Genomic DNA, 13,926 nt, shown 5'->3' on the forward strand with positions numbered 1-13,926 from the left:
CAGTACAGACGATGCAGCAGATGCACAGGTTGCCCACGGGTAAGTCAGTTCAGTTGGGTGTCTGGTGAAGAACCGGCGTGAATAGTTTGGTAACGGTCCCCTTCAAGTGCAGGTGCGCCTCCTGCTTTGCTCTGCTACGTCTCATAACCCATGTGTTCCGAATCCCTAGCGTTTTGAGGCACGGGATTTGAGACACATCGCCTCAGTTCGGGACAGGGTTCACTGCCCGTCACCGGATCCCTACGGAACCACATCCGCCCATTTAGCGAGGGCTGGCCTTCATGTGCGGCAACTTCAGGTTTCTGCCGTGCCCGAGTGAACAACAGTTTCATGAGCAATGAGCCTTACGCCCTTTCACTGGCCGCCCGTCGGACGCTTTAGGCGCCTAGTGGGGATTTCTGGACGGACGTAGGGCGGGTTCAGGACGTGTTAGTCCAGCTCAACAATGAGTTTGCGGCCCTCGTAAAATCCCTCACCATCCGCTTGGATGATGGCTCCGTTATTGTCGATGAAGTACTCAAGGACGTGCCCCAAGGCCGCGAAGCCATCCTCGTCAATGTTGCTCGTTGGCAATTGGGCGGAAACGATGAATCGTGTGTTCTTTAGATGCTTTTCTACGCGCCTTCTGTGTCTATTTCTCGGGGCATCTTCAAGGAACTCCAGAAACTCCTCTACCTCTTCGCGCATCGAAGAATCCTCTTCTTCGATATCCCGGTTTACCTCGAGAAGAATAGGCGCTTTGTTGTTCTTGTACCCGATGCCCGCCCGCGTCCAGCCAGTGTCTTCGAGAGTGTCTGGACTGGTGAGTGCAGGATCGAGGGCAAGATTGCTGCCATGATCAGCAGCAGACGCCAGAACTGAACGGAGAGGCGGGAGTTCGCCCAAAGTGCAAAACGCTCGTATGAAGTAGCCCACGGGAGCACGCTACAGCGTGGTCAGCTTAAATAGCATCAGGATTCCGCTTGGAACGCCGCACTTATTCCGCGGTTCGCCCTCGATGAATTCGACGCAGGGCCGTTCCGGCCCCTGCCGCCTTGCTGAACACAAGCGGTAAAGGATCCTCAACCGGTCGCCACACCCGCGATCCGCTGTCTTCTATGGCTAGGGATTCGAGGCGTTGAGGTTATGAGACACCGGGGAATGGAGCTGGCCCGTATGGGGATCGCCTTACGAACACAGCATGTCCGGACTAGCCGACAGCGACCGGCGAGATGAAGATAGAGGTAATCCAATCCACTTAGGGGGCAAGGTGACTAGCGATTATCGATGGAGCCGCGTGGGCCTGGCTTTGACTGCACTGGTAGGTGCGGCGTTAATCCTTCTGGCATTCCCGCTCTCTTCGTTCCTGGCCAACGTCCTGCCTATCCGCCCTTTTTCTGCGGTTCTGTGTATTGGGGGTGCGGGAATCTTGGCTTTAGGTCTGTCCGCCGCCGGTTTCTTACATCCGGGTACCCGAGCAAAGGAGTTTTGCATCATTGGATCGGGAATGGTTGGCATGGCGAGTCTCGTTATCGGAGCACTTACACTTGTCCAGCTCTATACCGCGGTCTAGAGAGGCGCGTTGGCTGATTACCAAACCAGCTTTCGGCGTCTGACACCTGTCACCGGGCTCGGGGTGCCCGATGAGGGATCCTTCACCGGACAGCCCGTCGTTGAAGGATCGGTCACCGGGCGCTAGTGAGCGCAGTGGAGCTCATGGGGCCTGGGCGGTCACCGAACGTTGCCCAGGCCACAATTACGGCAACCACGATAATCACCAGGACGAGAGCAGCGATGAGAATTCCGCGGGGTTTCATACCCGCAGACTAACCGACGCTGAAACATATTCGGCGTGATTTGTCGCCTTCGGCGTCTCGCACGTGCCCTGAATCTCGTCCGTAAGCCGATCCCCTTGCGGGCGGCCTCTTGTTTGGTGGATCGATTTACCGCATGATCCGGAGATGACACTGAATAGGACCGTTACGGGCAAGTCGCTTCTCCTCGCACTGGGGTTATCAGTCGTAATTGGCGGGGCCATCGGGCTGACGCAAGGGTGGCAGTACTCCTTGATTGGCCTAGGAGCTGGACTTGGTCCATTGATCGGAGCCTATTTCGGCAATAAGAAGGCGGCCGAAGTTGACGCCTACCGCGAGGAGTGGCTCGGCAAGCGAACGAAGAGGGGTTCAAAACCTCAGCCGCCCAACGAAGCGCCCTGAAGGGGACCGGCTTACGGACAGTAGGCACGCTCCCTTCTGGGCGCCCAAGTCTCGCTGGACCTGTCTTGATGACACGAGGTGGTCTAGAGTGCGCACATGGCGACTGAGCGCAGGAGATGGAGATATCGTGATCCGTCGTGGCCTCAAATCGTGGGGCTTTACGTCGCAACAGTGATTGTCGTGCTTATTGATCTTCGCCCGGAGCGGGTGCTCTTGGGGCTGGTCCTCGCCACTGTCGTGACCATATTTGTGGTGATAAAGCTTGCCCGGCAACGTCGCGGGATAGTCGAAAAAGACGCACAATAGCACCTCTGCGGTTCAGTGGTTGAGGCGCCCATTTGCCTACCGTTTCGGCCTAGCCCGAATTTTGCAACCACTAATGGCACCTCCGAGAGCCACTTGTTGGCTGCCGGCCCAGACGGCGTTCGGTAGGGCATCCCCTTACGGGCACCCGGCGCTGCGCGCAGCCCGGCTCATTGTGTCTCGTAACCTATGTGCCTCGAATCCCTAGCGTTTCAACACAGGCTGCTCACTTTCCGGCATATTCAGAGTTTGGCTCCGCGCCCCTCTAAAGCCGGTAGAGTGCGTCCATGACATTGGGGGATGCCACGCCGAACACTGACCGCCGTCCGTGGGCTTTCGCCGCGGTCTGCGTCATGGTCGCCTCGCTGACTCTTCTGGTGTTCGGCATGACGCAGGTGCCCGTGATTGAGCTATTACCCGGGTACGTGGCCGCCTACATGCTGATAGGGGCTTGTATCTTCGGCCCGACCGGCAAACTCCCGTCACTGCGGCAGGCCGTGGCGTTCCTGCTTCCCGGTGCGCTGCTCGTGGTCCTGTCGCTGCTGGACCTGGGTTATTGGTGTGGCGGCTGGCTGCTCGGACTCCCGGCCTGGGGGCTGATGCTGAGCCGATGGACGTCAGCGAATGCGCTCAGGACCACGGACGTGTTGAAATTCCTTGGGCTGCTGGTGCTGGGCCTGGTGGTCTTCACGTTCAACATCATCTGGGTGATTTTCAGCCTCGGCCTTTTCCTGCTCCCGATCATCCCTCTGGTCCGGCTTGCCTACCCTGAGTACCGGACCAGGCCTCTGCAGGCGGCCGTGGAGGTCCTTCTGGCCGTGGCTGCCGTGATGGTTGTCTTTGCAATTCCCACCCCCGAAGGGTCATGGTCCTCGCCTTGGATGTACGCGGGTGGGGCCGCGACGGCGGGACTCATGATTGAATATTGGGCCTGGAGGCTCCCACGCCGTTCCCAGCGCCGGCAGCTCAATAACGAAGCCATCGTCTAGCCCCCGGTCTTCTAGTAGGGAATGGTCTGAGGCTCCGTCTGTCTCATCACTTCTCTGCCTCGAATCCCTAGGGATTCGAGGCGCTCAGATTCGCTTTGCCATCCTTCGGAGCCGTTTATCCATCAGAAACGAGGACGTTCTCGTGAATCTTCGTCCACCCGCTGGCTTCCAATTCCTTGGTGTCGTAACCGTCAGCTGCCAGGATTGAGGATTCTTGGTCTGGGCCGCTGGTCTTGACTAGTTCACCCTTTGTGGCATCAGTGCATCCGGAGTGCCAACCAGACCCGTCAGTAGGGACCGTGATCAGACAAGCGTGCGGTCCTTCATTGCCCTGCCCCACGAAGTACTTCTTCCCATTGGCTTCTGCAACAAGGAGTACCTTGTCCAGCGTCACGTCGTTGAGTTTGACGTCTCCAGGAAGCTGATCCGAAGCGGTTGCTGTTCGTTCCATAACCTGCAAGCTGCCAGAGTCTGAACAGGCGCTCAAAAGCAGTCCAGCTGCAAATGTGACTGTAAGCAAAGAAAAAGTACGGTTTTGATGGCACTGCCCCCTCAGGCTCTCGGTGAAATGCCATCGTATCCACGTCTGGAGAACATTGCGTGCCAGCCCTTCCGAGAAAGACCTCGAACTCTAGGGAAGATGTCGTTGCTTGGCACAATCGCCCGTGGCAAGATCCATTCGAAACAGCTCGACCGCTGTTGTCTCATAACCGCAGTGCCTCGAATCCCTAGCCATAGAAGACAGCGTCGGTGTCTTCATCGCGGCAAAGACGACTCTCTGACGCCCCACGCTCCGGCTGAGGGTCCTTCAGCGGGAACCCGGACATCCCACACCCTAGGCCCACGTGTCTTGATCGAGGTTGTTGTGGCCGTGTTATTAGGACTGCGAGAGGTAAACGACGAAAATTCCTGAGAAGCCTAGGACACCTGAAACGACTAGCAAAGGCACAAAGACCTCTTTCCGCCTAAAGAGTTGACCGGTTCGTTGTTTGTCGATGAACCCGTAAAGTACCGCAATGAGCAGGCCCAGGAATCCCAGCCCGAAAAGCGTCAAACCGACTGGAGTCATCGGCCCGGCTCCTTGATTGGAACACGGCGTATCCATATGAGCATGACTACTCCCACCAGGACCGTCCATGCTGTCCACGGCCACTCACTATTGCCCGTAACTACAAAGATCACGCACCTGATTAGAGCCAGTAAGGTGAGAATTGACGTGCCAATCGTCAGTATCAACTTCTGGGAACGCGAAAACGGCCCTACTCCAAACATTCCCACCCCATGTTCAGGACTACACACCGAGCTCGGAGAGCACGGTACCGTCATTTCATGGTGACAATACGGGACTGGCTGCCTTCTTTCTATAGCTCAAAATTCGAGCAGTTTCCCCTGTGGTAAGGATTTCCAGTGTCTCGTAACCTCAGCGCCTCGAATCCCTAGGGTTTTGAGTCACGGCGGTTGAGCAATAGGTCAATCGAAGCTTTTGAGGTAGCTGTCCACATCGGCCCAAATCTCAGCGTCGGTCCTAGGCGGGTCGTAGGTGCTGCCGAGCTCGTCCCACAGATACCAAAGGTGCCAGGCTTCCTCGGCGTCCCTGTCTTCATATTCGACTTCTTGAAGGTACCTAACGGCGTCACGGAGGACTTGCCCCTTGGTTCGCTCGCCAACTTTCCACGTGGCTAGTTCGTATGCCCAGATCAATTGCCATCGGTTTTCAAGTGGTACGGGCTGGAGCTCGAGGTCTTTTAGGGTTGCTGCCCATAAGTCACGGATGTCGTAAGGATCCTCGTGATTGGCGCCGGCAAGCATGCGAAGGTTCTCCGAATCCATGCCATGTGCCAGCCACTGGGCCGCAATGTCAGGAAAGGCCTCGACGTCTAACAGACCGGAGGCTAACAACGCCATGGCCTGGTCAGGAGTCGGCTGAAGCTGCATTTGATCAGCCTTACATACGTGCGGGTGTTGCATAACCTCTGCGTCTCGAATCCCAAGGGTTATGCGGGCCTATCGTCGGAACTTTGCGGTATCCATGTCATGAGGGTTCCTTAAATCGTCAGTGCCTTTCGGCGAGCTGCGGCAGAATTAGAGCCATTGGGAACGAGATTCCGAACTGCTGCTGGCCAGCTCGGATGCTTCTATATTCGTCAAGTGCACTCTGGAAGATCGTTCGGTCTTCGACATCGTCGGGCTTACCGCCCTTGTGTAGCTCCATTTAGCGAAGCCTTTGCTGGTCATGGAGAATGTCCCTCATGGGGCACTCTGACTATTTCTCCTCTGGGACTGATAAGAAAGCCGCGGCCGTGATTGATCGGCCGGACGGCAAAATTCTTTACTGCTGGGTGGGTGTGTAGCCGTGGCTGACTTCCCTCCTTGTGACGACGTCTGCGGAGCGCTCGAGCAGCATGTGCGGAACTTCTTCGATGGGCACGAAATTCAGGCCTTCACCTGGACTTCAGGCCCGATCCTGGAGCAAAACCCACACTTCCGTGTGTTTAGAGTAGCCCCATCAAATCCCAAAGGACTCTGGACCTACGTTTCTGTTGGTGGTTGGGCTGCAACCGAAGCAGAGAACGTTGGGACTGAATTCATACTCTGCACGGCTATTGAAGACATTCGAGCCGTCGAACTGCTCGCGATGACTGTTTTCTACCACCGAGAGGGCAAGCTGGGCCTAGGGCATACCCTCCCGTTGGGGGAACCCTGGATGGCGGGCTCCCAATGTGATCACTTCTTGGTGTCCTTGCCATATCCGTTCGGCCCTGACTTGGAGATCGCGCACGTCGGCGACCGTCACGTGGAGTTCCTTTGGCTGCTACCCATTACGAAAGCAGAACGCGATCTCAAAGTTGCCGACGGAGTTGAGGCGTTGGAGTCACGCTTTGAGGACACCGGTCTCCGTTACTGGGAGATTGATCGGGCTTCCATCGTATAGCTACAACCAAGGCCTGGCCCGGGCCCTAGGCCGGAACGATATAAGAATTGCATCATGAACAAAGTAGAGGTCGGGCACGCTCAGCGGATCATTTTTGAAGACGTGAAGCGGTCACCAGATGGAGAACTAGAAAGTATAGCCGTGTCCGTAGAGTTGAAGGATCTGGTGGCGCACCGAGAAGTCGCCGCGCACTACGGAAACGGCTTCGATGACCTTCGAAATTCTTCAACGATCTAGTCGAGCATTCGTCCGGCTGGCAAGGCATCAAATCGTACACTTCTCTAGAACGGGATTTGAGGCTTCACGCGGAGCATTCGGGCAACGATTGCGGCGCCACGGGGCCGGCTAATGCTGCAACCGCATGGCACGGGCCCGTTTGTCGCGCAGGTGCCCCAGGGTAAGTTCGATCCCGTCAACTTCCCCTTTCCAGCCTTCGTTCTCGGCCCGCTCCCTCCGTGCGATCAGATCGGATTCGAGTTCGTCCAGCCGGAGGATCATCCGCGGTTCCACATGCAGCATAGGGCACCGGACGCAAGCGTGCTCATGCGCGCAGGGGGTCCCGTAGGGCCTGCCGCAGGCACCGAGTTCGACTTTTCGTTTATCGAAGTGTTCCTCGAACTCCTCCCATTCCTGAACGGTCACCTGCGCATACTCGTGCTCTGGCCGCAGCGCCCTGCGGCTGGCCATATGCATTTGGTAGTGGCGGACAACGTCCTCGTCGAACACTGCCACGTAGCCCCTGGTGGTCTGAAGATTCGCATGCCCTAGTAATGCCGCGCCGATATGAATCGGCAGGCCATTGTTGACGAGGTCGGTCGCGAAGATGCGCCTGAAATCGTGCGGAGTGAAGCTGAGTCCTTCAAATTCAGGGCGGTCCTTCGCGGCGGCGGCGCAAGCCATGTGGAGGAGCTTGGCGATCCGGGAGGTGCTGAACACCCCGCGCAGCGGTCCGGCCGTGTACTGGAAAAGGTGCGGGAGCGGCTCGCCGTGCTCGCGCTCGTGAGGGTCCCATCGTCGGACCAAGGGGATGAGTCCGAGATTGGTCGTGTGCCGCCGGATAAGCTCCGCGATGACGTGCAACAGCTCCGGGGACATCGGGATCACCCTCTCCCGGTCCGATTTTGATGGGGCGACGACCAGAAGGCCGACGACCTCACCGTTGGGCCGCCGGTACTGCCTGACGGAGAGGTGGCTGAGCTCCAGGAGTTCTTCATGCCGTATTCCGGTGAGACGGAGCACTTCGACGGCCGCCCAGGTCCAGAACGCCCGGTCCTCTTCGGCACTGATGTTGATGGTCTCCCCGGCCGGCCCGCGCACCCGCAGTTGCCGCTCCGGCTCGGGAGGCTCTTCAAACTCGACACCTCGCCGGGCCCGCGGACCCTTCAGCGGTGCCCTCGGTCCGGTGGTGCGGCGGATATGTGTGTAATGGACGCCGTTGAAGTCGAAACCGGCATCGCCCTGTGAGTCAGTGGCTGCTGCCCGAAAGGACCCAAGGCGTTCCTTCTCCGCCCCGACATGGCGGAGGAGGTGGTCCAGGAGGGGCTGGCGTGCCCGGGTGCGGTCCGCGATCCGCTCGGCCTGCCGGCGCCGGCCGGCACTGTAGCCGCGGCTGGCGATCGGAGGGATGGGGCACCGGGTGGCCCACGGCCCCCAGCGCGCCGGGTCTTCCATCGCCCAGGTCTGCAGATCCAGATAAAGGGCGCGGACAGCGATGAGAAGGTCCCAGATGCCCTGCCGGGGCTTTGGCCCCTCAGGGGTGGTGATGGTGTCGACGTCCTGCCGCCACGCCTCATAGGTTTCCTCAGTCAGGTCCAGGTCATGCTGTCCGGGGTTAATGCGCTCGATGACGCACCAGAAGTTCCGGACCAGATGCGCGGTGAGCCCCCGGAGACTGGAATGGTCCATGCCCAGCGCGGCGCGCTGGTTGATGTAGTCGATGAGCAACTGACGCATTCCGGCGTCCTTGACACCGTATCGATCGACGAACTCTTCCACGCTGCGCGGACCGCCCTGCCGTGCCATCCGGATCGTTGCCGGTGTCCCTTCCGGGAACCTTCCCATGCTGTGCAGGACTTCCCAGATGAGGGCACCGATCTGCCGCTCGTAAGTTTCCTTGCCCCGGCCGACTTTCCGCAGTTCGTGGTCGAAGTGGATCAACGCCCCCGGAGTGAGGTCCGAAACGGGAATACCCTGGCTGGCCAGGAGATAGGAGAGCTCGGTGAGCGCGCGGTGCTTTTGAAGATCGGGATTCGTGGCACTGCGGATGCGGTCGACGACCTCTTCCAGCAGCGGGTCCTTCTGGCATTCGCGGAAGATCATGGCGAAATCACAAACCACGTCACGGCGCAGCGTAAGCACGGACGGGACGATCACGCGCATTCCCACCAGCCACGTCAGCCCGCTCGTCATCGTCCAGCTCTTTGTGGACGCGGGCGGGTTCAGCGACGCCAGCCGTTCCTCGGATGTGTCATACCCGCTGGCGTCCCACCGATCCTGCCACGTCAGGCCATCAAACGTGGACAGGTGCTCTGTCACCTTCCGGATGCACCGGCGCCGCTTCTCAAGCTGCAGCCCCGAGCGGGGAAGCAGTGTGCAGGCCGCCGCCTGCAGGTCGGCGCTGGAGGCCCGGCTGAGGTCCCCCAACGGTGTGGGCAGGTTTCGGGGCGCCGCGGCCGGGGTAACCAGGGCGCTGCTGCCACCAATCTGGTGCGACCGGGCACGAACCACCGACGCGTCGGCCGCGGGGATCTCCCGGCGGCTATAAATTCCGGTCGTGGAGATGGTCGCCCTAGACATCACCGCCTCCTGCGGCATGGCCGAAAACGGCCTGGATGTCTTCGGCCGCGTAGCCCGGACTGTAGCCGTGCGGCGGCTGCTGGATCCGGGAATGGAACTCCTGCATCTTGATGATCACTTCTTCCGCCCTGGGCACCGTGTAGCGGCTGGTCGTGTGCAGGTCCGCGTGGCCAAGGACAACCTGTACCTCGGGCAGGGTGAGCACCCCACTGTTCACCATCCGCACTGCAGCCGTGTGCCGGAGGTCGTGCAACGTCCAATTCGTGTTCGCGGCGGAATTGGCGCGCTGTACGAGGCGACGTGCGGCCGCGTAGCTCAAGGGCCTCTCAGGGCCACGAAGCGTCCGCCATAATGGAGCGCCGGGGGAGGCGGGAAATGCTGCCAGATACCGCCCCAGCCACGACATGGCCTCAGGTGAGAGCGGCACCCACCGCCGCTCCCGGCTTCCCTTCGAAATCACCGACAATCGCTGATTCGCCCAATCGACATCACTGACCTGGGCGCCCAGAAGCTCCTCAGCCCGCGCGCCCGAAGAAACAAAGCACTCCAACAATGCCCGATCCCGGTCACAGGCCATGGACGCGAAAAGCTCCACCCACTGCCCGTCCGGAATCGACCGCGGCATGCCTTGGCCAGAACGGCGACGGTAAGGTGCGCGCCGAAATCGCTGGTTCATCTTCAGCGGGCTGCGGTGCGCCAGGGCCCGCCGCCGGTGGGAAGTCGCTGGAACAGGATTCACAACAGGTCCGCGATACCAGCGGGCTTCAAACTCATAGAAGTTCCGCACGGCAGCCAGCGTCAGATTGACGGTGGCCGCCCCGTACCCGGCCTTAAGGTCCGGCTTACCGGTTTTGATATTCACCCCACCTGACAATCCCGAGGACCGCCTGCGCTGCGGGTTGGGAGCGACCAGGAGCCAGCCCACCAGTGTCGCCGTTTCAGCCTCTGTGGCGCGATCCCATGAAACTCCCAGCGTCCACAGCACGCGAAACCACATCAAGGCCGCGTAGCAGTACGAGCGCATCGTTCGCGGGCTCAAATCAGCAACGGCGAGATCCCGCATCCAATTGCTGACCTCGGCCACGATCTCACCGTCGGGATCCCGCAGGACATACGGCTCATGGGGCCCAGGGCCACGCCCGACCCAGCCAACTCGGGCCAGCTCAATCGACCCATCGCGGAGACCGCGCCGGGTATCGAAATCTGAGGAGGATTGCTCTGACATCCGGCATCACCCTTGATGGTCGCAGCTGAGATACCCCCTGCCCTCAGGCTTACAACCACGGAAGCCGAAAATGCGGACGGCGCGCTGACCTAAGTGCAGTTAACTAACCACTGCCTAACGCCTCCCTGGTAGCTCTGTCCGGCACCTTTGACCACGAGCCCTTCCAGGCCCGCGTGGTGCAGTTCTTCGAACCATGTGAGTGCCTGAGCGCGGTTCTGGGTGATGGGGGGAGAGGTTCAGCGGCGGCATCCAGCCTGCGGCAAGTTGTTCCAGCAACTCTCGGCGCTGCTTCAGCGGAGTGTCCCTGATGTCGTGCCCGGCGACAGCTAAGAGGTCGAAGGCAACGAACGATGCTGGCTGTTCCCGGATCAGGGCGGGCAGGCCGGCCTTTGAAGCGACCAGGCGTCGCTGCAGGGCGTCAAAATCGAGCCTGTCACCGGACCAAACGACGGCCTCACCATCGAGGACACAACCGGGCGGAACCTGCCCCGCCAAGGCCTCCAAGATCTCAGGGAAGTACCCCGTCAGTTCCTTCCCTTGCCGGGACCACAGTGTGGCGCCATGGTCATCCCTGACTGCAACACATCTATACCCATCCCACTTGGGTTCAAACAGGAGAGTCCCGTGGGATGCGTCACCGCGAGGCATGTTGGCGATGGCGCGGGCCAGCGCGACTTTTACCGGCGGCGCAAGCCCAGCCGGTAACCCGGCTACGTGGTCCATGGCCCTACGCTACGCACAGCCTGGCTCAGATGTCAGCGATGGCCTCCAATAACCACTGCTCCGAGAGGGGTTCCCGGCGCAGTTCAAAGGTCCGCAACTGCGAGCCGGAGCCGCCGAGACGGACCTGGCGCCGCCAGTGCTCGATGTCCACGACGTTCCCCACGCCGACCGGCACGGTTCGCTGGGTCTCCCACCAGGAGTCCCTGGTGAACCAGTGCAGCGCTCGGCTGCTACCGCCCATGTCCGCCCGTCGTAGCGGACGGTGAGGGGAGTGCCGGCCGCGGTGAAGCGGACATCCACGGGGGCGTCGATGGTTGTTTCACATACTGTTGCTGTCACGGTTGGTCCGCTCTCCCAAATTTCTGTTCATCATTTCTTCCCGGCGGGTGACCGCCGAACTCCACACCCAGGTCCGGTACGTGACGGGCCCGTCCTTCCACGTCACTTCGGCTGCCTTCGCTGTCCAGGCGAACACTTCACCGTCCACCAGCTCAGCGCAGTTCGGGAACCGGATCCACGCCTTCACCGGAATCCCCGGATACCCGTTCTTGACCGGGAAGTGCTCGAAATCGAGCTCTTCCACGGTCAGCCTGATTGGGCCGGCCCGCCGTGCGTACTGCGCCTGCAGCGCGGCCGCAAAGCGGCCCGGGTCCCGGGCCAGCGTGTTCGCAACCGAGGAGCAGCCGCTGCTGACGCGGTTGCCGGCGGCGTCCTACGACATCAGCAGGTGGGTCTACGGGCGCCGGGTGGGCCGGAGCGGGCATGTGGTCTGGGAGAGGAACTACTACTCGGTGCCCTTTGCTCATTTATCGGCATCACGGTGGATCTGCGGATCACCGATCGGGTGATCCATGCCTACTGGGGCACCGAACGGCTGACCAGCCACCTGCTGCTGCCCGAGGGCGCGGCCAACAAGTACCGCATCACGATGCCGACCTGCCCGCCGGCGAGAAGTACCGGCAGTGGGACCCGCCCCGGGTGCGGGAGCGGGCCGGATGGATCGGCCCGGGGGCGGTGACCGTAGTCAACCGGAGCTTGGAGTCCGTCCCGGTGCATGAGCAGGGCCTGGACGCGGTACTGGCCGTGTTGCGGCTTTCCCTGGGCTACTCCGCCGAACGGGTCGAAGCGGCCTGCCGGCTTGCGTTGACAGGCCGCGTGCGGTCCCCGCGGTATGCGCATCTGCAGCCGATCCTGGCCACAGAGCAGGACAAAGCCGCCGGTCTCAGACTGCCCGGGATGAACCGGCTGAACACGGCGGCTACGTACGCGGCGCCGAATACTACGCAGGTGGTGCCAAGTGAGCGGGATCGATACCGAAACCAAGCGCAAGCTCCGTGAGATGGGTGCAGCCCCGATGCTGGAGGCGCTCCAGGCCCAGGACGAGACGCTCGTGCTTGGCATGGCCTTCGAGGAACGGCTCCACCTGGTCATTGACGAGGCCCACCCCGGGTTCAACCACGCCAGGGTCGAAGGACTGATCCGGCGGGGCCGGGCTACGCTACCGGGGCGGGGATCTGCGCCGGCTGTTGCCGGACAAGGGCCAGCAGTCCCGCCCTTGGAGCCAGCAAGCGCCGCTGCAGGGCGTCAAAATTCAGGCTGTCACCGGCCAAATCACGGCTTCACTTTTCCAAAAAGGCGGCCGCGGTTATCTTGCCCGTCAACCGGGGGGTGACGCGCTTTGTTCCAACACCGGCCACGAACCCCCGAGTAGGATGGGCCGGTGATTGCTGAACCAAACCAGCCCCGTTTCCTGACTATGGCGCAAGTCGCAGATGAGTTGAACGTGAAGCAGAATCTTGTTCAGGGCCTCATCAGGACAGGGGAGTTGCGGGCTTTTCAGGTCGGTGGGAGGGGCCTCTGGCGCATCGGCCGCCAGGACGTCGAGGACTACATTGAGCAGGCGTACCGGCGCACCGCCGAGCGGATTGCTGTCGGCGAGCTCGAAGATGGCCCGGAGACCGGCGATCAGGAGTAGCCAATCGGGCACACTGCGACGCCTGACGTTCAGGATCGCGCGCTGGGGTTCGCTTGGATCGGGGCTGAAGACGGTGAAGAAATATGCTCGATGCTCACTGATCCCCCGTTCCTGGTGATTGCTGGTTTCTTAATCGACTGTGCCCGCCCCCGCGCGGTCGACCCTGCCGCCAGCCCGGGATGACTGTGTTGAGTTCGACTTCTTTAGCTGCCGCTAGCTTCCCGGCGCGGTAGTCGATGCGCTGGGTGTGCAGCCAGACCCCCAGAAGGCGTTCTTCGCGGTCGTCGGTCTTGTTGTGTCGTGGCCAGTCGTTGCCGGCGGCCAAGTAGTCGGCCACTTCGTTTAGGCGCCGCTTCCAGCGGGCTGCGTCGGCGTCGCGTTTGCTAGGGTAGTCCCGCCAGCCAGGGATGGTGTCCAACGCCTCGCCATAGGCGGGGCAGAGGGTGCCGGCGGCTGCCTGCTCGCGGCGACGTGTCAGCCACCCCGCCAGCGCTGACTCGCGGGTGGACCGGCCGTGGACGGGAAGGCGGCCTTCCACTTCATAGAACGCCAGGAGGTCTTCGACGTTCCGCTGGCCGGCCTCGGTGGTTCGGGGATCGGGTGCCGGAAGGGCTACTTTATGGGTATCCCGCAGGCTCGGATCCTGCTTGGCAGCGATGGCTATGTGGTACCTAACCGTCGTCTCGGCAACGCCGGCGAGCGCTGCGATCTTCGGGGTCGGGATACCTTTGCGGTACATCAGCACCCATTCGACATCCGGGGCAGGTCGCCGCCTGGCTGGGGTCACT

The 13,926-nt window shown here is 61.0% G+C and carries 17 protein-coding genes; 6 read left to right on the plus strand and 11 right to left on the minus strand.

The genetic code is table 11. The annotated features are described in order from the left end of the window. Positions 1-429: 429 nt before the first annotated feature. Entirely contained in the window at positions 430-915 is a 486-nt protein-coding gene (locus FHJ30_RS05745) for a hypothetical protein (RefSeq protein ID WP_139028353.1), read from the minus strand. A gap of 749 nt (positions 916-1,664) precedes the next feature. Then, positions 1,665-1,796, minus strand: a complete 132-nt coding sequence (locus FHJ30_RS21850) for a hypothetical protein (protein WP_257223521.1) — start codon at positions 1,794-1,796, stop codon at positions 1,665-1,667. Between the two features lie 495 nt (positions 1,797-2,291). On the opposite strand from FHJ30_RS21850, the gene FHJ30_RS05750 reads away from it, so the two are divergent. Continuing rightward, positions 2,292-2,501 (plus strand): hypothetical protein, encoded by a 210-nt coding sequence (locus FHJ30_RS05750; RefSeq protein WP_139028354.1) that lies wholly within the window; start codon positions 2,292-2,294, stop codon positions 2,499-2,501. Between the two features lie 284 nt (positions 2,502-2,785). Next, entirely contained in the window at positions 2,786-3,487 is a 702-nt protein-coding gene (locus FHJ30_RS05755; protein ID WP_139028355.1) for a hypothetical protein, read from the plus strand. A gap of 115 nt (positions 3,488-3,602) precedes the next feature. Here the strand turns inward: FHJ30_RS05755 and FHJ30_RS05760 are convergent, their stop codons facing one another. Beyond that, positions 3,603-3,938, minus strand: a complete 336-nt coding sequence (locus tag FHJ30_RS05760) for a hypothetical protein (RefSeq protein ID WP_240793609.1) — start codon at positions 3,936-3,938, stop codon at positions 3,603-3,605. A gap of 1,019 nt (positions 3,939-4,957) precedes the next feature. Continuing rightward, on the minus strand, positions 4,958-5,422 hold the full coding sequence (locus FHJ30_RS05765; protein ID WP_139028357.1) for a hypothetical protein: 465 nt from the start codon (positions 5,420-5,422) through the stop codon (positions 4,958-4,960). Between the two features lie 418 nt (positions 5,423-5,840). Between FHJ30_RS05765 and FHJ30_RS05770 the strand changes: the two genes are divergently transcribed. Genes FHJ30_RS05770 through FHJ30_RS21970 form a run of 3 tightly spaced genes read left to right on the plus strand, consistent with a single transcriptional unit; the run spans position 5,841 to position 6,820 of the window. Further along, complete coding sequence (locus FHJ30_RS05770; protein ID WP_171058937.1) at positions 5,841-6,419, plus strand: suppressor of fused domain protein; 579 nt, start codon at positions 5,841-5,843, stop codon at positions 6,417-6,419. A 54-nt stretch (positions 6,420-6,473) separates the two neighbouring features. After that, entirely contained in the window at positions 6,474-6,656 is a 183-nt protein-coding gene (locus tag FHJ30_RS05775; protein ID WP_139028359.1) for a hypothetical protein, read from the plus strand. Positions 6,657-6,682: 26 nt separating this feature from the next. Further along, positions 6,683-6,820 (plus strand): hypothetical protein, encoded by a 138-nt coding sequence (locus FHJ30_RS21970; protein WP_373683119.1) that lies wholly within the window; start codon positions 6,683-6,685, stop codon positions 6,818-6,820. Here FHJ30_RS21970 and FHJ30_RS05780 read toward each other — a convergent pair. The 6 genes from FHJ30_RS05780 to FHJ30_RS21315 form a co-directional block, all read right to left on the minus strand. Further along, positions 6,765-9,215 carry a tyrosine-type recombinase/integrase gene (locus tag FHJ30_RS05780; protein ID WP_139028360.1) on the minus strand — a complete coding sequence of 817 codons (2,451 nt, stop codon included), beginning with the start codon at positions 9,213-9,215 and terminating at the stop codon, positions 6,765-6,767. The two genes, FHJ30_RS21970 and FHJ30_RS05780, sit on opposite strands and share 56 nt — an antisense overlap. Then, positions 9,208-10,299 (minus strand): tyrosine-type recombinase/integrase, encoded by a 1,092-nt coding sequence (locus FHJ30_RS05785; RefSeq protein WP_205677039.1) that lies wholly within the window; start codon positions 10,297-10,299, stop codon positions 9,208-9,210. The genes FHJ30_RS05780 and FHJ30_RS05785 overlap by 8 nt, the downstream gene beginning before the upstream one ends. 255 nt (positions 10,300-10,554) lie before the next feature. Beyond that, positions 10,555-11,163: a hypothetical protein gene (locus FHJ30_RS05790; protein ID WP_306669371.1), complete on the minus strand. Its 609-nt coding sequence runs from the start codon at positions 11,161-11,163 to the stop codon at positions 10,555-10,557. A gap of 25 nt (positions 11,164-11,188) precedes the next feature. After that, complete coding sequence (locus FHJ30_RS05795) at positions 11,189-11,404, minus strand: hypothetical protein (protein ID WP_373683118.1); 216 nt, start codon at positions 11,402-11,404, stop codon at positions 11,189-11,191. A 78-nt stretch (positions 11,405-11,482) separates the two neighbouring features. Then, entirely contained in the window at positions 11,483-11,824 is a 342-nt protein-coding gene (locus FHJ30_RS05800; protein WP_139028362.1) for a hypothetical protein, read from the minus strand. 618 nt (positions 11,825-12,442) lie between these two features. Further along, positions 12,443-12,622 (minus strand): hypothetical protein, encoded by a 180-nt coding sequence (locus tag FHJ30_RS21315; protein ID WP_171058938.1) that lies wholly within the window; start codon positions 12,620-12,622, stop codon positions 12,443-12,445. Positions 12,623-12,883: 261 nt separating this feature from the next. On the opposite strand from FHJ30_RS21315, the gene FHJ30_RS05810 reads away from it, so the two are divergent. Then, positions 12,884-13,138 carry a helix-turn-helix domain-containing protein gene (locus tag FHJ30_RS05810; RefSeq protein ID WP_240793610.1) on the plus strand — a complete coding sequence of 85 codons (255 nt, stop codon included), beginning with the start codon at positions 12,884-12,886 and terminating at the stop codon, positions 13,136-13,138. A gap of 94 nt (positions 13,139-13,232) precedes the next feature. On the opposite strand, the gene FHJ30_RS05815 is transcribed toward FHJ30_RS05810, so the two are convergent. Then, on the minus strand, positions 13,233-13,925 hold the full coding sequence (locus FHJ30_RS05815) for a helicase associated domain-containing protein (RefSeq protein ID WP_139028363.1): 693 nt from the start codon (positions 13,923-13,925) through the stop codon (positions 13,233-13,235). Between the last annotated feature and the right edge of the window lies 1 nt (position 13,926).

The sequence above is a fragment of the Arthrobacter sp. BB-1 genome (assembly GCF_006151685.1).
In the GTDB taxonomy this organism is placed as follows: domain Bacteria; phylum Actinomycetota; class Actinomycetes; order Actinomycetales; family Micrococcaceae; genus Arthrobacter.